This window comes from Streptomyces sp. NPDC111520 (genome assembly GCF_055635295.1).
In genome coordinates this window covers 44,117-65,296 of record NZ_JBVKBW010000016.1, presented here as the reverse complement: position 1 = coordinate 65,296, position 21,180 = coordinate 44,117, and the positions used below count along the sequence as shown (strand labels likewise).

18 protein-coding genes are annotated in these 21,180 nt (G+C 74.6%); 10 read left to right on the top strand and 8 right to left on the bottom strand.

The genetic code is table 11. The features are described from left to right. Positions 1-181: 181 nt before the first annotated feature. The 3 genes from ACZ7MY_RS31710 to ACZ7MY_RS31700 all read left to right on the top strand — a co-directional run bounded on the left by ACZ7MY_RS31710 (position 182) and on the right by ACZ7MY_RS31700 (position 4,083). Entirely contained in the window at positions 182-2,593 is a 2,412-nt protein-coding gene (locus tag ACZ7MY_RS31710; protein ID WP_499606730.1) for an ATP-binding SpoIIE family protein phosphatase, read from the top strand. A gap of 78 nt (positions 2,594-2,671) precedes the next feature. Then, positions 2,672-3,055 carry a DUF488 domain-containing protein gene (locus tag ACZ7MY_RS31705; protein ID WP_499606839.1) on the top strand — a complete coding sequence of 128 codons (384 nt, stop codon included), beginning with the start codon at positions 2,672-2,674 and terminating at the stop codon, positions 3,053-3,055. Positions 3,056-3,696: 641 nt separating this feature from the next. Then, entirely contained in the window at positions 3,697-4,083 is a 387-nt protein-coding gene (locus ACZ7MY_RS31700) for a thioesterase family protein (RefSeq protein WP_499606729.1), read from the top strand. Here the strand turns inward: ACZ7MY_RS31700 and ACZ7MY_RS31695 are convergent. From ACZ7MY_RS31695 to ACZ7MY_RS31685, 3 genes are all read right to left on the bottom strand, one after another. Continuing rightward, positions 4,046-4,630, bottom strand: coding sequence for a thioredoxin domain-containing protein (locus tag ACZ7MY_RS31695; protein ID WP_499606728.1), 585 nt, complete (start codon positions 4,628-4,630; stop codon positions 4,046-4,048). The genes ACZ7MY_RS31700 and ACZ7MY_RS31695 overlap by 38 nt on opposite strands. Before the next feature lie 88 nt (positions 4,631-4,718). Continuing rightward, the gene (locus ACZ7MY_RS31690) at positions 4,719-4,892 is read right to left on the bottom strand and encodes a hypothetical protein (RefSeq protein WP_499606727.1); all 174 of its coding nucleotides are present in this window, start codon (positions 4,890-4,892) and stop codon (positions 4,719-4,721) included. Between the two features lie 128 nt (positions 4,893-5,020). Beyond that, positions 5,021-5,806, bottom strand: a complete 786-nt coding sequence (locus tag ACZ7MY_RS31685; protein ID WP_499606726.1) for an SDR family NAD(P)-dependent oxidoreductase — start codon at positions 5,804-5,806, stop codon at positions 5,021-5,023. Between the two features lie 100 nt (positions 5,807-5,906). Here ACZ7MY_RS31685 and ACZ7MY_RS31680 point away from each other — a divergent pair, with 100 nt between their 5' ends. After that, the gene (locus ACZ7MY_RS31680; protein ID WP_499606725.1) at positions 5,907-6,845 is read left to right on the top strand and encodes a LysR family transcriptional regulator; all 939 of its coding nucleotides are present in this window, start codon (positions 5,907-5,909) and stop codon (positions 6,843-6,845) included. 9 nt (positions 6,846-6,854) lie between these two features. Here the strand turns inward: ACZ7MY_RS31680 and ACZ7MY_RS31675 are convergent, their stop codons facing one another. Then, on the bottom strand, positions 6,855-7,355 hold the full coding sequence (locus tag ACZ7MY_RS31675; RefSeq protein ID WP_499606724.1) for a hypothetical protein: 501 nt from the start codon (positions 7,353-7,355) through the stop codon (positions 6,855-6,857). 234 nt (positions 7,356-7,589) lie between these two features. On the opposite strand from ACZ7MY_RS31675, the gene ACZ7MY_RS31670 reads away from it, so the two are divergent. Then, positions 7,590-11,312, top strand: coding sequence for a S8 family serine peptidase (locus ACZ7MY_RS31670; protein ID WP_499606723.1), 3,723 nt, complete (start codon positions 7,590-7,592; stop codon positions 11,310-11,312). A gap of 111 nt (positions 11,313-11,423) precedes the next feature. Here ACZ7MY_RS31670 and ACZ7MY_RS31665 read toward each other — a convergent pair whose 3' ends face one another. Beyond that, entirely contained in the window at positions 11,424-12,053 is a 630-nt protein-coding gene (locus tag ACZ7MY_RS31665) for a TetR/AcrR family transcriptional regulator (RefSeq protein ID WP_499606722.1), read from the bottom strand. Positions 12,054-12,207: 154 nt separating this feature from the next. Here ACZ7MY_RS31665 and ACZ7MY_RS31660 point away from each other — a divergent pair, with 154 nt between their 5' ends. After that, a complete protein-coding gene (locus ACZ7MY_RS31660; RefSeq protein WP_499606721.1) occupies positions 12,208-13,170 on the top strand; it encodes a zinc-binding dehydrogenase in 963 nt (320 codons plus the stop codon). A gap of 94 nt (positions 13,171-13,264) precedes the next feature. On the opposite strand, the gene ACZ7MY_RS31655 is transcribed toward ACZ7MY_RS31660, so the two are convergent. Continuing rightward, a complete protein-coding gene (locus ACZ7MY_RS31655; RefSeq protein WP_499606720.1) occupies positions 13,265-13,606 on the bottom strand; it encodes a hypothetical protein in 342 nt (113 codons plus the stop codon). A gap of 22 nt (positions 13,607-13,628) precedes the next feature. On the opposite strand from ACZ7MY_RS31655, the gene ACZ7MY_RS31650 reads away from it, so the two are divergent. Both ACZ7MY_RS31650 and ACZ7MY_RS31645 read left to right on the top strand, forming a co-directional pair. Continuing rightward, entirely contained in the window at positions 13,629-13,814 is a 186-nt protein-coding gene (locus ACZ7MY_RS31650) for an aldehyde dehydrogenase family protein (protein WP_499606719.1), read from the top strand. Between the two features lie 250 nt (positions 13,815-14,064). Continuing rightward, a complete protein-coding gene (locus tag ACZ7MY_RS31645; RefSeq protein ID WP_499606718.1) occupies positions 14,065-14,268 on the top strand; it encodes a hypothetical protein in 204 nt (67 codons plus the stop codon). 58 nt (positions 14,269-14,326) lie between these two features. Here ACZ7MY_RS31645 and ACZ7MY_RS31640 read toward each other — a convergent pair whose 3' ends face one another. After that, positions 14,327-18,136 (bottom strand): Kelch repeat-containing protein, encoded by a 3,810-nt coding sequence (locus ACZ7MY_RS31640; RefSeq protein ID WP_499606717.1) that lies wholly within the window; start codon positions 18,134-18,136, stop codon positions 14,327-14,329. Between the two features lie 133 nt (positions 18,137-18,269). Then, positions 18,270-18,857: an RNA polymerase sigma factor gene (locus ACZ7MY_RS31635; RefSeq protein WP_499606716.1), complete on the bottom strand. Its 588-nt coding sequence runs from the start codon at positions 18,855-18,857 to the stop codon at positions 18,270-18,272. A 9-nt stretch (positions 18,858-18,866) separates the two neighbouring features. Here ACZ7MY_RS31635 and ACZ7MY_RS31630 point away from each other — a divergent pair, with 9 nt between their 5' ends. Both ACZ7MY_RS31630 and ACZ7MY_RS31625 read left to right on the top strand, forming a co-directional pair. After that, positions 18,867-20,261: a serine/threonine-protein kinase gene (locus tag ACZ7MY_RS31630; RefSeq protein WP_499606715.1), complete on the top strand. Its 1,395-nt coding sequence runs from the start codon at positions 18,867-18,869 to the stop codon at positions 20,259-20,261. A gap of 142 nt (positions 20,262-20,403) precedes the next feature. Continuing rightward, positions 20,404-21,177, top strand: coding sequence for a DUF4232 domain-containing protein (locus tag ACZ7MY_RS31625; protein WP_499606714.1), 774 nt, complete (start codon positions 20,404-20,406; stop codon positions 21,175-21,177). Positions 21,178-21,180 lie beyond the last annotated feature (3 nt).

Here is a 21,180-nt window from a genome sequence, read left to right as displayed (position 1 = left end):
ACGACGTTCCGGTCACGACGGTCCGGCACGGTCCACGCCACGGCCGCCCCGTCCGCACCCCCGGTCACCGCGCCCGCCGTGTAGGGCTCGGCGATCGGGGGAATCTGCCGCACTACGCGGCAGTTTCCCCCTGGGGAGGCGAGCCGCCCCCACACACGGCCATGGACGAGACGATCCCGACATGCACGCAGCGGAACCGGGGGACGCACACGGAGGACCGGCGGCGCACCAGGGCGCGGTCATCTCCGTCGACCCGGCGGGCCGCGTCGACGGATGGAGCGCGGGAGCCGAGAGCATCCTCGGCTACCGCCGCGACGAGGTGATCGGCCGGCCCGCGCTGGACCTCGTCGACACCGACGCGCGCCGGACCCTGGCGGCGGGCCTGGCCGCCCGCCGCTGGGCGGACCGGACGATGCTCCGGGACAAGGACGGGCGACGGGTCGAGGCGGACGTCATGATCCGGCCGGCGTCCGCGGACGGCCGTTCCACCGTGTGGTTCGTCAGCGGGCCGCCCGGCCCCTCGGCGGGCGAGGACGGCGACGACGAGGCCGACCGCACCGTCGCCATGCTGGAGCGCGCCTGGTCCCAGTCGTCCGCGGCGATCGTCGTGTGGTCCCCCGGCCTGCGCCTGCTGTGGGCCAACGAGCGCACGGTCCGGCTGTTCGACGCCGAGGTCGACGCCATGCGCGGGCGCCGGCTCACCGAGATCCTCACCCCCGACAGCCAGCACTTCGCCGTCGAGGAGGCGCTGCGCCGCGCCCGTGACACCGGCACCACGCAGTACGTCGTCACCCACGAGCAGGTGCCCGCGGAGAAGCGGCCCCGCCAATGGGCCATCCACGTGGACCCCCTCCAGGACGAGAGCGGCACGGTGGTGGCACTGTGCTCGATGGCGCGGGACAACTCCGCGGAGTACTGGGCCCGCCGGCGGCTGATCCTGCTCAACGACGCCCGCCGGAGCATCGGGCTCTCCCTCGACGTCGGCAGCACGGCCCATGAGCTCACCGACCTCGCGGTGCCCGACCTCGCCGATGTCGCCATGGTGCACCTGCTGCCCCAGGCACTCGGGGGCGGCACGACCTCCCGCGACCCGGTGGAGGTCCGGCTCGCGGCCGCGAGCGGCCGTGAGTGGCCACTCCCCCGGCTGGACCGCCTCCCTTGCGACGGGCCCGGCGACACCCCCGGCTGGCACGTCGTGGACCGGCGGTCGCTGCCCGGCCGCGCCCTGTCCGAGCGCCGGGCCGTACGGGTCGACCTGCCGCACGAGGCCGCGATCTGGGCCGAGCTGGAGGGCGGCTTCGACCGGAACGCCCGCGGCGGAGCCATCTGCGCCCCGCTGACCGCCCGGGGCAGCACCCTCGGCGTGGTGACGTTCCTGCGCCGCGGGCCCGGGTTCGACGCCGACGACCTGCTGCTCGCCGAGGAACTCGCCGCCACGACGGCCATGTCGATCGACAACGCCCGCAACTTCCAGCGCGAGCACAGTACGGCCCTGACGCTGCAGCAGAGCCTGCTGCCCCGGGAGCCGCCCGTCCAGAACGCGGTCGACGCCGCCTACGGCTACCGTCCCGCCGACCTCGCCGCGGGGGTGGGCGGGGACTGGTTCGACGTGATCCCGCTGTCCGGCGCCCGCGTCGCCCTGGTCATGGGCGACGTCGTGGGACACGGGGTGCGGGCGGCCGCGACGATGGGCCGTCTGCGCTCGGTCGTCCGTACCCTCGCCGACGTCGACCTCCCCCCTGAGGAGTTGCTCACCGGGCTCGACGACATCGTGAACCGGCTGGACCAGGAGAGAGCGGCCGACGCCCCCGATCCGGAGGTCGGGGCCTCGGTCCTCTACGCGGTGTACGACCCCGTCTCGCGCCGGTGCCGGATGGCCCGGGCCGCCCACGTGGAACCCCTGCTGGTGCTGGCGGACGGCACCAGCAACCGGGTGGAACTCCCCGAGGGACCGCCGCTGGGGCTGGGCGGGCTCCCGTTCGAGTCGGTCGAGATCACCCTGCCCGAGGACTGCATGCTCGTCCTGTTCACCGACGGACTGGTCAAGTCACGGCAGCGGGACATCGACGAGGGGATCGCCAGGCTCCGGGCGTCCCTGGCCGCGGCGACGTCCTCGATCACCGCGGTCTGCCAGGACATCATGGACACCCTGCTCCCCGAGGGCGGCAGTGACGACGCCGCGCTCCTCGTCGCACGCCCGCGCGCACTGGACGCCGCCGACGTCGCGCACTGGGACGTGCCGGCCGAGCCCGCCGCCGTCGCGGGGGTGCGCGACGAGGTGAACGCGAAGCTCGCCGACTGGGGACTGGAGGACCGGGCCTTCGCCACCGAGCTCATCGTCAGCGAACTGGTCACCAACGCCCTGCGGCACGGCCGCGCCCCCATCCGCCTGCGGCTCGTCAAGGACCGCTCCCTCATCTGCGAGGTCACCGACGGCAGCAACGCGGCCCCCCACCTGCGCCGGGCACGCACCTTCGACGAGGGCGGGCGCGGCCTCTTCCTGGTGGCGCAGCTGTCCACCCGCTGGGGCAGCCGGCCCACCGCACGGGGGAAGATCATCTGGTCGGAGCAGCAACTGGACCAGGCCGGCTGAGCCGGGCCGCGGCGGCGCACCGCCGGTAGAGTGAAGATCGCGGGGGGGTACGGCGGCACCGGGAAGGCGGCGAAGGCCATGGCGGGACGGTTCGGCTACCGGCGGATCTACGAGGACGCCTCGCCGCAGGAGGGCAAGCGCGTGCTCGTCGACCGGCTGTGGCCCCGGGGTGTCAGCAAGGAACGGGCCCACCTGGACGCATGGCTCCGCGACGTGGCGCCGTCGGCGGACCTGCGCCGCTGGTACCACCACGACACCGAGCGCTTCCCCGAGTTCCGCGACCGGTACCTCGCCGAGCTGGAGGACGCCGATCACCGGCCGGCCGTCGAGCACCTGCGCGACCTCGCCGGTGACGGCAAGGTCACCTTGCTCACCGCCACCAAGGACGCCGACCACAGTGAGGCCGCGGTGCTCGCCGACTGGCTGGACTCCGAGGCGTCCTCGGGATCCTCGCGGCGCTAGGCGGTCACCTCCGGGTCCTGCAGAGCGGCCCCGCGGCACAATGCGGTGTGACCTGCGATGTCTGTGGCCATGAGATGCGAAGCATGCCGGTGGGAGAACCGTCGATGCGGGACCCGGCGGTGAAGGAACGACGGCTGTGTCCCCGGTGCTACGCACGGACCGAATTCGGCCACGACCCGCGCGAGGTCTCACTGCCGCAGTACGGCGACACACCGTGGGAGCGGGCGGAATCCCCTCAGCTCCCAGCGGACGTCGCCCACGCGTACGACTCGGCACACGCACGCTCCGCCGACGGTTACGGTGCGACGCTGTGCGGGCTGTCCCATGAGGGCCTCCGCGCCTCGGCGTACCTGTGGATGTCCGAGTGGCCGACTGCCTGCGAGGCGTGCAAGCAGGCCGTCACGGTCATCGACGAACACTGGCCTCTGCACATGCGTCACGGCAACCGGGTCTCCCCCGCCCCGCCTCCGGGTTCCGACTGGCCGCCCTTCCAGGCGTTTCCTTCGGATCGTCGGGCTGCGGACGGCATCCGGGAGAGGCTGTTCACCTCTCTCCTCGCCCCGGCCCGCTGCGGCACGTGGCCGCCGCCCCGGCGGCGCGGATCGTCTACCGGCGACGGGAGGGCGCGCTAGCGTGGTGGCATGCGCCACGTAGTGACCGAGGCCGACACCGCGACGACGGTGGGCAGCGGAGACGTACCCGTACTGTCCACGCCGCAGTTGATCGCCTGGATGGAGGCGGAGACGGTGCACGCGGCGGCACCCTTCACCACGGCGGGCCAGACGACGGTGGGGACGGCGCTGCGCGTCGAGCACGTCCGCGCCACGCCGGTCGGCGGCAAGGTCGACGTCTCCGCGGACCCTCCCCCCTCCCCCGCCGGCGGCCGCCTCACCTTCCGCGTACGGGCCGTGGACGGCGCGGGCCGGCTCGTCGCGACGGGGGAGATCGACCGTGCGGTGGTCGACCGGGAGCGTTTCCTGGCGGCCGCGCTCAGCGCGGGAGACGGTCCAGGAACTCCTGCGCGGTGATCGCCGAGCCGCCCTCGAACGACACCACGGGAACGACCTCGTCGTCGTACCGGACGACGGGCGTCCCCACGACGCCGAAGGAGCGGAACCCGCCGACCGCGTCCCCGGCCCAGCTCAGGTAGGTGCCGTCCGTGACCTTGCGGTCGAAGTCGGCGGACCTCAGGGCCTCGACCCGGCTGGCCAGCGAGAGCAGCACCGGCGTCTCGGCGTAGCGGTCGTTCACGGGCGGGAACGGCTGCTCGGCGAGGAGCACCGCCAGGTAGTCCATGAACTGCCGCTGCCCCGTGTCGCTCGCCGCGGCGAGGGCGCTCAGCCCGCGCTGGGAGCCGATGCCGCCCACGGTGTCGTCGATCTCCGCCGCGAAGTGGAACTTCAGGACCGTGCCGCCCTCGTCGGCGGTCCTCCGCATGGTGCCGAGCAGGTTCTCCGCCATGGTGTGGCTGGGGCGGTCCCGCAGTTCGAGGAACACCTGGAGGTCGTGGGCGCTGTCCGGGTCGCCGTAGTACATGGTGGTGCCGCCGGCGCCCGTCGTGTTCGCCGGAATCATACTTCGAGCGTCCCACACCAGGCCGGACGGCACGACCTGGTCACGGCCCCGGCACGGACGGCCGCCCGAGGGTGCGCAGCCGGCGGGGTCAGTGCTTGAAGACGTCCTTGGTGCTCTCCTTCGCGCCCCGCATCTTCCCGCGCGTCTCCAGAGCGGCGCCCTTCGCGGCGAGCTTCTCCTTGTGCATCGCGTGGGCCGCCTTCCGCACGGTCTTCCCGACGACCTGCTCCATCTTCGCCTTCGTCTTCTCTGCGGCGCTCATCCCGGCACCTCCACGACCTCTCACCGGCCGCGTGCCCGTGGGACGGTGGTCGAAACCACCTGCGCGGCGCGGACGCGGCTGCTGAGCCGGTTCCCCGGGGCTGCCCGTGCGGGGCGCGGGGCCCCGGGTCAGAGCAGCGAAGCGGTCACCTCGGCGAGACGCCGGCGGTACTCCGGGTCGTACGCCTCGGCAGCCGCCCGGGCCTCCTTCTCCCCCTCGAAGTACCGGCCGGTGACCGCTGCCAGCTCGGGCGCGTCGACCAGGCGCCGGGTGGCCGCGACGCCCTGCTCCAGGGTGTCGACGACGTCCATGCCCGACCGCCGGGACATGGTGGTGGGCATGTAGCTCGCCGGGTGCACGCTGTTGACGGTGACGCCGGTGCCGGCGAGTTCCCCGGCGAGGTCGAGGCTGTGGCAGATGAGCGCCAGCTTGGAGCGGCAGTAGGCGGCGACGTCGGTGTACTCCCTGGTGAGTTCGGGGTCGTCGAGGTCGAGCGGTTGCTGGCCTATGGAGGCGACGTTCACGATGCGGGCGGGCGCCGCACGGCGGAGCAGCGGCAGGAGTTCCCGGGTCAGCACGAGCGGTGCCAGGTAGTTGACGGCGAGGCGCAGTTCGTGCCCGTCGGCGGAGGTCTGCCGCCGGGTGCCCTCCGCATGGAAGCCGACGCCGGCGTTGTTGACGAGCACGTCCAGCCGGTCGTGCCGGGCGGCGACGGCGGCGGCCAGGCGCCGGACCTCGGCGAGCGAGGAGAAGTCGGCCCGGTGCGGTTCGCCCCCGGTGGCCGCGGCGACCGCGGCGAGCCGCTCGGGGTCGCGGCCGTGCAGCAGCAGGGTGTGCCCGCCGTCGGCGGCGAGGTCCTCCGCCAGGGCGCGGCCGAGCCCGTCGGACGCGCCGGTGATGAGGATCGTGGCCATGTCGTTCACCTTTCTGGCCTGGTGACCGCCGGTCGGCCGGCGGTGGAACATGCCCGACCCTAGGTCGCCCGTCCATCGGCGGGCCAATAGGATCGTCGACATGGCTCATCAGAATCCCGATGGCAGTGCGGCCGTCCCCGGCGGCCCCCTGGACCTGGGGCTGCTGCGCACGTTCCTGGCGGTCCACCGGGCCCGGTCGCTCACCACGGCCGCCCGGATGCTGGGCGTCTCGCAGCCGACGGTGACCGCGCAGGTGCGCGCCCTGGAGCAGCAGCTCGGCCGGCAGCTCTTCGAGCGGCTTCCGCGCGGTGTGGCCGCCACCTCCGTGGCCGACGAACTGGCCGGGCAGATCGCCGGGCCGCTGGACGCGCTGGCCGAGGTCGCCGGCCGCGGCCGGCCGGGACCGGAGACGCCCCAGGAACCGGTGCACCTGGCGGGCCCTGCGGAGATGGTGTCGGTACGGGCGCTCCCCGTCCTCGCGCGGCTGGCGGCGCGCGGCGTCCTGCTGCGCGTCACGACCGGCCTGGCCGAGGAACTGCTCGAGGGCCTGCACGCCGGCCGCTTCGACCTCGTCCTGTCGGCGGTGCGGCCGCGCGGCCGGTCCCTGGCCGCGGTGCCGCTGATGGACGAGGAGTTCGTGCTGGTGACGTCGCCGGAGTGGGCGGCCGGGCTCGGGCGGCTCACCTGCGACGACCCCGGCCCGCTGCACGGGGTCCCGCTGGTGGCGTACGCCGAGGACCTGCCGATCCTGCGCCGGTACTGGCGCCACGTCTTCCGCACCCGGCTGAGCGCCCGGCCGGCCGTCGTCGTCCCGGACCTGCGCGGCGTGCTCGCCGCCGTCGTCGCCGGCGCGGGCGCGACGGTGCTCCCCCGCTACCTGTGCGAGGCGGAGCTGGCGTCCGGCGCACTGGTGGAGTTGCTGACGCCGCAGGACCCGCCGATCAACACCGGCTTCCTGGTCGCGCGGGCGGGCGCCCCCGCCCGCGCGCCGGTCACCGCCGTACGCGAACGGCTCATGGCGGCGGCCCGCGACTGGTGAGGCCCGATGTCAGGTGCGCAGGGGCTTGTTTGACGTTGCGGCAGCCATGAGCACCACACGGCCGACCGCGGGGTCGAAACCCAGCACCGGGTGCCCGTGGTCCCCTTCGGCGGACATGAGCACCGCCTTGCCGAGCCGACGGCCGACGGCTCTGAGGAAGGCGCACAGGACGTCCACGCCCCGCTGGCCCCGCAACTCGCGCAGGTCCACGTCGAAGTCGACCTCCTCGGCCGAGTACATCCGGAACACCGCGGTCACAGCCGGGACCGGCGAGACGTGCAACGTCGGTGTCCCTGCATCATTCTGACGCGCCAGCACATCAGAAGCCCGTGGCAGCGGCCCGGCCGCACCATCCTGTTCGTACGTCCACGCCCAGCCGCGTGAGCGGACGAGGTCGAACACCGCCTGCCAGTCGCCGGCCGTGGTGCCGGGCACGCACACGTCCGGAAGGGACCCCATCAGCTCGGGGTCGAAGAAGTCGCGGACGTCGTCCCACAGCAGATCCGGCACCGGACCATGCTGCCCGCCCGGGCGTCCCGGCCGCACCGGTGTTTCCCGTGTGCCCGAACTCCCGGTCATAGCGGGTCTTGTCGCCACTCGACGGCACTCGACGGCGTTCGGGCGGACCTGCGATGACACAACTGTGCCATGGCACAAGAGCGACGCCGCGTAGCCCTTGAGCGGGGACATGACCGCCTCGATGATCAATGGCCGTCCACTCTTCACATGGCTTGAGGAGTTCCCTTGCCCACGGTTCACATCCCCCGGCCCAGGTCAGGGGCGATCGCGCTCGGCGTGGTCGCCGCCCTGGCACTCGGGGTCATACCGGCCACGGCCGCCGTATCCGCGGACCACGCCGGTCGCGGGCCCGCCGCCGGCGCCGCACAACGGCCACCCGGCACCGGCGGAACGCACACCGTCACCCTCATCACCGGCGACAAGGTGACCATCGGCACCGCCGCCGACGGCACCGTCATCCGGTCCTTCCAGGGCGCCGGCGGCACGACCACCGGTTTCCACCGGGCGGTCGTCGACGGGGCGACGTACGTCTACCCCGACGCCGTCCTGCCCTACGTCAGCGCCGGGAAGCTGGACGAGCAGCTGTTCAACGTGACGCGGCTGATCGCCGACGGTTACGACGACGCGCACTCGTCCCGGCTGCCGCTCATCGTGAGCTACACCGACGCCGCCGCCAAGTCCCGCACCCGGCCGAAGATGGCGGGTTCGACCGACGTCCGCCGGCTGGACAGCATCCAGGGCGCTTCACTCGCCCAGAACCGGGCGCAGGCGCCGGCGTTCTGGTCGGCGCTGACCGGCGGTGCCGGTACGGCGGAGGCCCGTTCGGCGAAGCCGGCCTTCGCGGGCGGTGTCGCCAAGGTCTGGCTCGACGGCAAGGTGCAGGCCGACCTGGCCGACTCGACCGCCCAGATCGGCGCGGACAAGGTCTGGGCGGAGGGCAACACCGGCGAGGGCGTCAAGGTCGCGGTGCTCGACACCGGGGTCGACGCCGAACACCCCGACCTCGTCGACCGGATCGCCGACAGCGCCAGCTTCATCCCCGACGAGCCGGACACCCTGGACTACCAGGGTCACGGCACCCACGTCGCCTCGACGATCGCGGGTACCGGCAGCGCATCCGACGGGAAGGAGCGGGGCGTCGCCCCCGGTGTCCGCCTGGACATCGGCAAGGTGCTCAACAGCGAGGGCAGCGGCCAGGAGTCCTGGATCATCGCGGGCATGGAATGGGCCGCCCGCGACCAGCAGGCCAGGATCATCAGCATGAGCCTGGGCGGTTCCGGTGACCACACCGACCCCATGAGCCAGGCGGTCGACCGGCTCAGCCGCGAGACCGGCGCGCTGTTCGTCATCGCGGCGGGCAACAGCGGACCGCACACCATCGGCAGCCCCGGTGCCGCGGACTCCGCGCTGACCGTCGGCGCCGTGGACTCCGCGGACCACCTCGCCGACTTCTCCAGCACCGGCCCGCGTGACGGCGACGCCGGCCTGAAGCCGGAGATCACCGCGCCCGGTGTAGACATCCTGGCGGCCCGCTCCCACTACAAGCGGGGCTCGGGCTACTACACCACGATGAGCGGCACCTCGATGGCGACCCCGCACGTGGCGGGCTCCGCCGCGCTGCTGGCCGCCGCCCACCCGGACTGGACCGGCCCGCAGTTGAAGGAGGCGCTGGTCAGCAGCTCCAAGGCCACCCCGGCGTACTCCCCGTACGAGGCGGGTGCCGGCCGCCTGGACGCACCGGCCGCCGTCCACACCTCGGTCTTCGCGACCGTCAGCGCCTTCTCCGGCTTCCACGCCTGGCCCCAGACGCCGGGCGAGACGGACGTCCAGAAGGTCACCTACACCAACACCGGCGACGCACCGGTCGCCCTGAACCTGGCGATCGACTCGAAGGCCCCGGCAGGTCTGTTCACGCTCTCCGAGGACAAGGTCACCGTCCCGGCCCACGGTACGGCCTCGGTCTCCCTGAGCGCCGACCTGGACCGGCTCCCGCTCGACCAGTCGCTCAGCGGCATGGTCACCGGCACGGACGGCACCGGAACGGTCCGCGCCAAGACCCTGATCGGCGCCGCCAAGGAGGGCCGGCGGCAGAGCCTGACCGTCACCGCCAAGGACCGGTCGGGCAAGCCGCTGGCCGGCCGGGTCATGCTCACCGCCAAGGGCCTCTTCACGACGATCGACCTCGACGAGTCGGGCACCGGCACCGCGCGACTGCCCGTCGGCACCTACAGCGGCTGGCTCACCGCGGACGTCCGGGGCGCGGGCGGCCCGCACTCGCTCGGCATGGCGCTCCTCGCCTTCAACGACGTGCAGTTGGACCAGGACCGCACCGTCACCCTCGACGGCCGCAAGATGCGCCAGATCCTGGCGCGCGCCCCGCAGCAGACCACCGCCGTCGCACCGCGCCTGGACGTCCACCGGTCCTTCGGCGACAGCCTGGTCGAGTCGTCCATGCTGCCCAACGCGACCTACGACAGCATCTGGGCGCTCCCGACCGGCAAGAAGGTCACCGACGGCGAGTTCGAGTTCGGTGCCCGCTTCCGCCTGGAACAGCCGGCGCTGACCATCGGGACGGCCACCAAGACCTACGCCGACCCGCTGATCAAGCGCGGAGCCAAGCCGCTGCCCGCCGGTACCCGGACGCTCACCGCGGTCTACGCCGGTGAGGGCACGACCGCCGAGCCGGCCCGTACACACGTACGCGGAAAGGCCGTCGTGGTGCGGGGCGACGACCCGTCCTCGATCCAGGCCCAGGCGCAGGCCGCCGCGGCGGCGGGCGCGCAGGTGCTCGTCGTCGTCAACGACGGCGTCGGCCGGCTCCAGCCGTGGGACGAGTCCCCGTGGAGCCCGGAGAGCCCGGCGCCGCTGACGGTGGCGACCCTCGACGCCGACCAGGGTGCCGACCTGATCGGCGCGCTCGGGCGCGGACCGGTCAAGCTGAAGGTCACCTCGAACCCCACCACCGACTACCTCTACGACGTGGTGCACCACTGGTCCGGCGCCGTGCCGGCGGACCCGACCTGGCGCGTCAGCCGGCACGACCTCGGAAAGGTGGACGTCTCCTTCCGCAACCACCGCCAGGGCAAGGCGATGGAGTTCCGCCCCGACGTCTGGCGCGGCTGGGTGGTCGGCAACCAGCTCACCACCCCCGCCCAGGGCGACCGGACCGACTGGGTCACCGCCGACGCCAGCTGGCTGGACGACGCGTTCATCGCGGGCGAGACGGGGCAGCACGCGATGGACGTGCTGCGCTACCCGGCCGGGAAGACCGGCGAGGTCTCCTGGTTCGGGCCGATCCAGCGCCCCCGGATGGGCCCGATCGGCTACCAGCCGGTGCGCTACCTCGACGGCGTCTACATCCCCGCACCCGGCTGGGGCGACTCCGGCTCCGGCCACGTCGGCGAGGCCTACGGCAACTACGACGTCAAGGACTGGATGTCGCTCTACCAGGGCGACCGGCAGCTCAACTGGGGCAACGCCGAGTACCTGCCGATCACCGGACTCGCCCCCGAGCGGCTGCCCTACCGGCTGGTCGTCGACAACGACCGCGCGGCCTGGACCCACCCGTACTCGACGCACACCCTGACCGAGTGGAACTTCGCCTCGGCCGCCACCGGCCCCGAGGCGGCTGTGTCGCTGCCGCTGATCCAGCTCGACTACGGGGTGGACACCGACAAGACCGGCCGCGCCGACCGGCACGCCGAGCTGACGGTGACCGCCTCGCACCTGCCCGGCACGACCGCCGCCATCGGGAAGCCCTCGCTCGAGGTCTCCTACGACGACGGGAAGACGTGGCAGCGGGCCGGCCTGGACCGCAGCGGTGACGGCTGGCGCACGGGCCTGCGCGCCCCGAAGTCCGCGGGCTTCGCCACGCTCCGGGTCACCGCCCGGGACGCGGAGGGCAACACCGTCTCGCAGACCATCACCCGGGCGTTCGGCCTGCGCTGACACCCCGGCGAACCACCCGGTGGGCGGGACCGCGAACAGCGGCCCCGCCCACCGGCGTTCCCGGGCGGTTCCGCCGCGCGCCACGCCGTGCGGGGCAGCGCTCGCCCGCGGTCAGCGCTCGGGCGGCGCCGCGGGTGCCAGCCGTGCCGGTGGTGGCAGCGGTGCGGGCCGGGGACGGGCCTCGAACGCCTGGATGACCAGCCCCGCGAAGCGCCGGGAAGCCGCGACCTGGGTGGCGGCCGACGCGGCGTGGATCCCCTTGTTGGCCATGAGGACGAGGATCAGGTCGTCCAGGACGAAGTCGGGGCGCAACCGCCCGGCGTCCTTGGCGCGCCCGGCCAGTCCCGCGACGGCCTTCACCGTGTACTCCCGGCCCGCGAGGTCCGGCGCCCCGGGGAAGGCCGACAGGAAGGCCTCGGTGAAGCCCCGGTCGCGTGCGTGCAGCTCACAGATCCTCTCGATCACCCGGCACAGGCCGCGCCACGGGTCGGGGTCCGCGCACCCCTCGTCGACGATGGCGCGGCATGCCCGCAGTTGGTCCGCGAAGGCCTCGGCGATCAGCGCCTGCTTGGTGGGGAAGCGGCGGTACAGCGTGGCGGGCCCCACCCCCGCGCGCCGGGCGATCTCCCGCATCGGCACGTCCAGGCCGTCCGCCGAGAACAGCGCGCGGGCCGCTTCGAGGACGCGTTCGCGGTTGCCCGCGGCGTCGGAACGCAACTTCTGGGGCAATCGACCGGGCACGCTCTCACTTTACCCAAGCGGACGGGGGCGTCCGGTTACCGTCCACGACGTCAGAGCCCGCCACGAGCGCCCCGGTCCCACCGGCGGCGGTCGCCGGCGGGGTACGGAACGGGACCGCGCGGAGCGGTCCGGGAACGGGAACGTGGAGACGACGATGAAGGCAGTGGTGATCAAGGAGTTCGGCGGTCCCGAGGGACTGGCCGTCGTCGACCTGCCGGTACCGGTGCCCGCTGCCGGGCAGGTGCTCATCGCCACCGAGGCGGTGGGCGTCGGCGGTGTCGACACGGTGATCCGGAGCGGGGCCCTGGCCGCGTACGGCTTCACGGAGGGCTTCGTACCGGGCAGTGAGGTGGCGGGCACCGTCACCGCGGTCGGCGACGGGGTCGACGCCTCGTGGACCGGGCGGCGGGTGTGGGCTTTCACCGGCACCGGCGGAGGCTACGTCGAACAGGCCGTCGTGCCGGTCGAGCAGGTGCTTCCCCTGCCCGGGGGCCTGCCCGCCGTCGACGCGGTGACGCTCGGCAGTGCCGGCGCGGTGGCGCACTTCGGGCTTCGCCACGCCCGGTTCGCCGCCGGGGAGACGGTGCTGGTGCGGGGCGCGACGGGCAGCATCGGGATCATGACGGTGCAGCTCGCGGCCCGCGGCGGTGCCTCCGCGGTGGCGGTGACGACGTCGTCGGCCGCGCGTGGCGAGCGGCTGCGGCGTCTGGGCGCGACGCACGTGCTGGACCGCTCTGGCGCCGGCGGTCAGGACGCCCCGGCGGGCTACGACGTCATCGTCGACGTCGTGGCCGGCGAGGGCATGCCGTCGTTCCTCGACCGGCTCGTCCCGAACGGCCGCATGGTGGTCGTGGGCGCTGTCGCGGGCCAGCCGCCCGCGGACTTCGGCGCGACGATCATGGCGGCGTTCCGGAAGTCGTTGTCGTTCGCCACCTTCAGCACGGCCACCGTCGCCCCGGCCGACCTGCGGGCCGTGCGCGGCGAGCAGTTCGCCGCGGCCGCGCGCGGCGGGATCGAGACGGTGGTGCACGAGGTGCTGCCGCTGGACGCCGCCGTGCTCGCGCACCGGAAGACGGACGCGGGCGAGGTCTTCGGCAGGATCGTCCTGACACCGTAGCCGGGGGCGCCGTAGCCGAGGGCGTCAGCGCCCCGCGACGGCCGCCGCCGCCCGCCATCGCGCCGCAGCCCGGCAGCCCTGCGCATCCAGGCGGTCAGCGCTGCGCGGGCGGCGTACCGGCGCCGTACGCGGCGACGGCGTCGAAGAAGCGGACCGCCTGGCCGACAAAGGCCTCCCGGGTGAACTCCAGGTCGCCGTCGACCCAGTTGAGCAGGATCTGGTTGACCCCGCCGACCACGGCCAGGGCCATCGCGGTCACGTCGGCGCCGGGGGCGGTCCGGTCCTCGCGGAGCAGGGACTCCACGAGTGAGGCGAGCCGGCGCAGTCCGCGACGGCGTTCGGCGGCCGTGAGCGGCCCGCCGGCGAGTGACTCGACGAGTGTGATGCGGCCCTTGCGGGGATCGTCCAGCACGCCGACCGCCTGGACCTCGAGCATGCCGCGGGCCCGGGCGCGCCGCGTGCCACCCGCGACGCACGGGGAGCGCGTCGCCCGGCGCATCCGCAGCGACACGGTCGGGATCAACGGCTACGTGCCGGACCTCGCGTCCCCGTACGGGGGCGTGAAGGCCGGCGGCCTCGGGAGCGAACCGGGCCCGGAGGGGCTCCAGGCGTACCGGCGGTTCCAGTCGGTCTACCGGCAGTGACACTCGGCGTACGGCGCCGTGGCCCCCGCAGACCCGGAGATCGTCACTCCCTTGACAGGTGACGACACCTGTGCGAACGTCGGCAGCAGCCGCGGCGGTACCCCGGCTCCGCCGATCCCCCACCGGAGGGTTCCCGTGAGAGTTCTCAGCGTCATGAAAGTGGCCACCGTGGCCGTGGCCGTCGTCACCATTGCCTGCGGGTGCTTCCTCCAGGTCTTCTGAGGACGGCACGGAGAAAGGGAGGACCGGCATGCCGAACACGCGGAAGGTCGTCAGGGTCGTGAAGGTGGACCGGGCCGCGGACAGCGGCGCGGTGGCGCGCCGCGCCCGCTTCGGGGCCCTGCCCGAACGCGTCCTGCCCGGGGAGACCACGGAGGTGGTCCCCATCGTGGAGCGCTACCCCTCACAGGACCTCTACGACCACGAGAAGTGGCTGACCTGCAGGTGGGTGTAGCCGCGGGCGCGGCGCCCCCGGGCGGACTCCGGTCCTCCCGGGGGCGCCGCGCCACGGCCTACCGGGTGCGTCCCCCCGTGACGTGCAGGGACACCGGGAGCGGCGGCAGCCAGTACGGCGTGTCGCCGCGCATGACGAGGGACGCCGTGAGGTCCTGCGGCCCGCGCAGGCCGCGGGCGTCCGTCGTGACGGTGAGGGTGGCGCGCTCGCCGGGGCGCAGGGTCAGGCGCCCGGGGCTCGTCGAGAGCCAGCCCACGTCCGTCTCGGTCCCGTCCCAGCCGGGCAGTTCCTCCACGGTGGCCACCGGCACCGGGAAGCGGCTCTGGCCGCTGCCGCCCACCCGGTACAGGCCCGGGGCGCCGCCGCCGCGGTAGACGGCGGTCGCGGTGCGGGGCAGCGCGCTCCAGGTGTCGCTGCCCGGGTCGTAGGCGTAACCCTCCGGGGTCAGGACCCTGTTGACGCCGACCCGCTTGAAGCCGCCGGACACCAGGAGCCGCCCGTTCGCGGCGGCGTAGGCGGCGGTGGCCAGGCCCACGGGCATGTCCGCGACGGGCTGCCAGGTGTCGGACGCCGGGTCGTAGACGTACGCCGCGGACGTCTCCACGTACTCGTGGGTGCCGCCCGCACAGTAGAGCCGGCCGCTGACGGCGCCGCAGGAGGCCCAGCTGATCGTCTGCGGGTAGTCGGCGGCCCTGGCCCACCTGCCGGAGGCGGGGTCGAAGACGTCGACGGTGCTCGCGCACTCGGTGTTGGTGCAGCCCCCCACGACGTACAGCCGCCCGTCCAGGACGGCGCCCGCCGCGCCGTAGTGGCCCTGCGGGGCGGCCGGTCCCCTCGTCCAGGCGTTCCGCGCCGTGTCGTAGACCTGGAGGGTTCCGCTGACCGTCTCCTGCGGGCCCCAGCCGCCGACGGCGTAGAGGCGGCCGCCGATCATCCCGTGGGCGGTGGCCTGCCGGGGCTCGGGCGCCGGGGCGCCGCGGGTCCAGGTGCCCTCCGACGGGTCGTACACGTACAGGTCGGCGGTGGGCGCGGAGCCGTCGGAGCCGAGGGCGGAGTAGAGCCTGCCCCGGTCGGTCTCCACCGCGTTGTCCATCACCGGGACGGGGAGGTCCGGAAGGGTGCGCCACGCGTCGGCGGGGGGTGCGGAGCCCGGGCCGGTGCCGGTGCGCTCGCCGACGCGGAGCGTGGCGGGGGCGGTGCCGGTGTTGCGGACCGTCACCTTGCGGACCGCCTTGCCGCCCGGTGCGGTGGTGGTGTCGATCCCGGTGGTGCCGAACGACAGCCGTCCCGCCGCGAGGCGGAAGGAGGCCCTGACGACCCGGTCGGGACGGACGGTCACGGTACGGGAGGCCGTCCGGTAGGCGGGCTCGGCGGCGGTGACGGCACGGCTGCCGCCGCCCGGCACGAAGAGGCGGTAGAGGCCGTCGCCGACGCGTGGGTCGCCGCCGGCGGGGGCGGCCGGCGCCGAGGGTCCGTGGGCGCCGGCACGCACCACCGCCGCGGCCAGTCCGTGTCCGGTGTTCGCGTCGGTGACCGTGCCCGCGACCACTCCGCCGCGGACCGGGGCGAGGGTCCGCCGGCTGACCGTCACGTCGTCGACGGCCCAGAGCATGCCGGGCCCGGTGAAGTGGAAACGCAGTCGCACCGCGCGCTCGCCGGCGTAGGCGGTCAGCGGGACCTCCACGCGGCCGCTGGTCCACAACTGGTCCTGGTGCCACACCGTCGTCCAGGTCCTGCCGCCGTCGTCGCTGACGTCGACGTCGCCGCTCTGCTCCGCGGCGCCCCGGTAGTCCGTGGCGAAGGCCAGCGCGGGATCACCGGTGCCGCCGAAGTCGTAGTCGGGGCTGACGAGTTGGGTGTCCAGCGCGGTGTCCCAGCCGGCGTGGTCGTTGTCGGCGACCGCGAAGGCCCCCGAGCCGCCGGTGGAGTTGCCGCGCCCGCCCGGATCGTCGAACGACCACCCGCGCGCGGTCCCGGGGGCGTCGACGACGCTCCAGCCCGCGGGGGCCCCGGCCGTGGAGTCGAAGGACTGGGTGCCGAGGTCGCGCACCGTCAGGCGGTAGGCGGGGTCGCCGGCCGCCCAGGTGTCCGCGGCCAGCGCCAGCCGCAGCTCCCGGTCGGCGGCGCCGACCGCCACCTGCCGTACCAGGGGCCGGTAGTGCGAGTCGTCGGCGACGACCCGGAGGGTGTAGGTGCGGTTCGCGGGCAGGTCGAGGCGGTACGCGCCGGTGTAGGGGTCGGACCAGGCCGGGGCGCCCGGAACGCCGTCCACGGTGATCTTCGCGTGCAGCGGCCAGCCGTGCCCCGAACCGTCGTTGACGGTGCCCGACACCCGGTGGGTCGCCAGTTTGCGCAGGGCGACGTCCCGGGTGGCGGCGGCGCCGTCGCGGACGTCGACGTCCGCCGCGCCGCCGGGCGCGTAGCCGTACGCCTGGACCTCGACGTCGTGCCGGCCGGCGGGCAGCGGCAGGGTGTAGCGGCCGCGGGCGTCGGTGGTGGCTCGGAAGACGCCCGCCGTCACCGCGGCCCCGGGCAGGGGCGAGCCGCTGCGCCGGTCGCTGACCGTGCCCGTCACCGTGCCGTGCGGACCCATGCGGAAGGCGTCCGTGCCGTCCGGGGTGCCGAGGCCGGTGGGCCCGTCGTAGCCGGGGCCCGCGGTGCACAAGTAGGCGGGGGTGCAACGGCCGTTGGCGCCGCCGGTGACGTCGTGCAGTCCGGCGCCGCCGCGGGCGTACGGGTAGGTGTTGGGGTACGTCCCGGGGACCGGGGCGTCCGCGACGGCGTAGACGCCGGCGATGATCGGCGCCGAGGCGCTGGTGCCGCCCGCCACGCCCCAGCCGCCGCCGTTGTAACCGTCGTAGACGGCGACACCGGTGGCCGGGTCGGCCACGGCGGACACGTCGGCGACCGTGCGTCCGGCGCAGCCGGCGTCCTTCTGGAACACGGGCTTGGGCTCGTGGCGGGAGCAGCCGGAGCCGGTGCCGGCCCCGTCGTGGTCCCACACCGACTCCGACCAGCCGCGGGCGGTGCCCGCGTCCCGGGTGAGGGTGGTGCCGCCGACCGCGGTCACGTACGGGGACGCGGCCGGGTAGGCCACGCCGTAGCGGGAGTCCCCGGAGGAGGCGACGACGGCGACACCGGGGTGGTCGTAGTGGACGTCGGCCGCGGACTCGCCCGGGTCCTCGGGGAAGAACGCGTAGTTGGAGCCGTAGGAGTTGGAGACGTATCCCGCGCCGAGCGCCACGGCCCGGTCGACGGCGGCCCCCAGGTCGTCGACGCCGGCGGAGTCCGCCTCGACCAGCAGGATCCGGGCGCCGGGGGCGACCGCCGAGACCATGTCCAGGTCGAGGGAGATCTCCCCGGCCCAGCCGGGGTCGGGGTCCGGGTAGCGGGTGCCGCCGCGCTGGTCGACCTTGGTGAAACAGCCGTTGGCCGTGGTGCAGGCGGGCAGCCCGTACTGCGCCCGGTAGACGGCGAGGTCGGCTTCGGCGTCCGGGTTGTCGAAGGCGTCGACGACGGCGACGGTCCGGCCCGCCCCGCCGTCGGCGGGCAGGCCGTACGCGCCGCGCAGGTCGGCGGGGCCGAAGCCCTCCGGCTCCTGCCCTGCCGTCCGCAGGCCCTTGCGCGCGGGGAGGTCGGTACGCCGCAGGCCGAAGCAGGTGAACTCGTGCGGCTCGGGCGTGCCGCAGAGCGGCTCGACGTGGCCCGGCGGTGTGTGCGCGGACGCGGACGGCGCCGTGCCGGGCCCGTCCTCCGCGGCCCGGGCCGGCCCGGGGGCGACCCCGAGCACGGCCAGGACGGCGGCGCTCAGCAGACCGGCACCGAGGGACAGCCGTCTGCGCCGGTGGCGCGGACGGCTCGGGAACATGGACAATTCGCACCTCCTGTCGGCATCCTCGGGCGACGGCACACACCGCCCCCGGATGGGTGAGTTGCACGAAGTCCGGCACAAGTTCCCGGTCCGCCGGGGGAATTCGCGACGGACCGCGCCACCGCGGCCGTCAGCCCGTGTCCACCAGCCACTGCCGTACCTGTCTGCGCGCCTTGTGCAGGCGGGACTTCACCGTGCCGAGCGGGATGCCGAGGCGCTGCTCGATCTCGCGGTACTCCAGCTGGCAGATGTCGCGGTACACCAGCGGCGCGACCAGCTCGGGGCTGACGGCCTCCAGCCGTTCGAGGGCGTCCAGCAGGTCGAGCCGGGTCCCCGCGACCACGCTGGTCCTGCGCGGGTCGGGCGTGTCGGCATCGGCCGCGGAGAGGGGCTGTTCGGCGCGCCGCCGTTTGAGCTCGCGGTACTTCTGGCGGGCGCAGTTGGCCACGACCGTGTACAGCCAGGTGTGGAAGAGGCTGCGCCCCTCGAAGGAGCCGATGCTGCGGGCGACCTGGAACAGCACGTCCTGAGCGGCCTCCTCGGCGTCCTCGCGGTGGGGCAGGAAGCGGCCGCAGCGGCGCAGGACCTCGGGCCGGATCCGGGCGAGCAGCAGTTCCAGGGCCGCGGCGTCCCCGGCCGCCGCCCGCACGGCGAACTCCTCCGTCTCCTGGGCGGGCGTCACAGGGGTCCTCCTCGGTCCTTCCGGTTGTCGGTGCATGATAGGCACATGCCCCCACCTCAGCAGATCGGCCGCTACCGGCTGGTGCGGCCCGTCGGCTCGGGGGCGTTCGCCATGGTGTGGCTGGCCCACGACGACTCGCTCGACGCACCGGTCGCCGTCAAGGTGATGGCCGAGAACTGGGCGTACCGCATGGATCTGCGGGAGCGTTTCCTCTCCGAGGCCCGGCTGCTGCGCATGGCCGCGTCCAGCCGGCTGGTGCAGGTCTTCGACATCGGGGAACTCCCCGACGAGCGGCCCTACTTCGTGATGGAGTACGCCGACGGGGGCACCCTGGGCGACCTCCTCGCCCGCGGACGGCCGTCCCTGCCCGAGGCGCTGCGGCTGACGGCGGAGGCCGCCCGCGGCGTGGCGGCGCTGCACGAGGCGGGTGTCGTCCACCGCGACATCAAACCGTCCAACGTGCTGATCAGCGGCGCCCGGGAGGGCCGGGAGCGGGTGCTCGTGGCCGATCTGGGTCTGGCCAAGGCGCTCGCCCAGGCCTCCGGCCTGACGATGGCCGCCGGTTCCGCGGGCTACATGGCGCCGGAACAGGCCCGCCCGGACGGCGGCATCGACGTGCGCGCCGACGTGTACGGGCTGGGCGCCCTGCTGTACCACCTGGTCACGGGCTCGGTCCCGGGTCCCGCGGGCCAGGTCGTACGGCCCGGCCGGTTGCGCCCGGGCCTCCCGGCGGCGGTCGAGCGGGCAGTGCTCCGCGCCCTGCAGCCGGACCGCCGCAAGCGCTGGCCGAGCGCGTCACGGTTCGCCGACGAACTGGAGGCGCTGGCCGCCCGGTCGGCCGGTCACGAGGAGGCGCGGCCGCGCCGACGCCGTGGGCGTGCCCTGGTGGTGGCCCTGTGCGCCGCGGTGCTGGCGGCCGCCGGCGCGGGCCTGGCCGCCTCACGATCCGGTGCGCCCCGGGCCGCGGCGCCGACGGTGGTGAGCGACGCCACCGGCCGGATCCGGGTGGAGGTCCCCGCGGGATGGGGCCGGGAACTCGTACCGGGCGGCTGGGACCCCGGCGCGCTGGGGCTGCCCGGATCGCACGCGCCCGCCCTGCTGGTCGCCTCGGACGCGGCAAGGTGGCAGGACCTGGGCGCCGGCGTCGACGGCGTGTTCGTCGGCCTGAGCGAGGGGGGCGATCCCACCGCCCGGGTGGGTGCGGTGCGGCACGGCGGCTGCCGCTACCGGGGCAGCCGGGGCTGGGGGAAGGACGGGCCGCCGGGGTGGAGCGGCCGGGTCCGGCACTGGACCGACTGCGGCGCGCGGGGCGGCTCGGTCGACGAGATCAGCCTCACCCGGGCGGGTGCCGCCCGGACCGGGGTGTACGTGCAGATCCGGCAGGCCGGTGGCCGCGACCTGACCGATGATGTCCTCGGCGGTCTGCGGATCACCGGGTGAGACACCGGCCGCCGCGTCCGGCGGCCGGGAGCGACCGCCGGGAAGGACCGCCGAGAACTTCCGCCGCCCGCCGTGCATCCCACGGGGTGTACGGATACGGACCGGCGCAGGGCCACCGCGGCCCGCCGAGGAGGAACGGGACATGCACGTGGCCGAGCACGAGACGATGCGCGAGGAGATGCGGGAGAGGATGACCGGCGAACGGTCCGGGCGGAGCGCGACGCCGGGGCGTCCCGCACCGCGCGGCGGCAGGGGCCGGCTGCTCCCGCTGCTCGCGGGCGGGCTCGTCCTCGCGGCGGCGCTGACCGGCTGCGGGGACGGCGGCGCGAAGGACACCGCGAGCGCCCCGCGGACGCTGCCCGGCTCGGCCGGCCCGGCGAGCGGGGACCCGGCGGCCTCAGTCACGCCTCCCGGGGACACCTCCGCCTCGGCACCCCCCGTGTCCGCGCCGCCCCCGTCCCGGGGGCACACGAGCACCCCGCCGCGGTCCGGCGGGCGTTGCCACACCTCGGACCTCTCGGCGTCGATCGGCCGCAACGACCCCGGCGCGGGCCAGGAGAACTTCCCGGTCGTCCTCACCAACCGCTCCGGCCGCACCTGCACGGTCCTCGGCTTCCCGGGCCTCGCCTTCGTCAACGCCGCCGGGGAGCAGGTGACCGTGGACCCGGAGCGCGCCACGGGTCACACCGCGCGGCGGGTCACGCTGGCACCGGGCGCCAGTGCCTGGGCGGCGATGTCCTTCTCCAACCCGGCCATCACGGGCGTGACCACGGTGACCCCGGCGGCGGTACTGGTCACACCGCCGGACGAGACCTCGTCCCTGAAGGTCCCGTGGACCGGCGGCAAGGTGTCCAACACCGGGAAGGCGTCCGTGCCCCGGCTCGGCCCGTTCCAGCCGGGACGCGGGCCGGCGTGACGG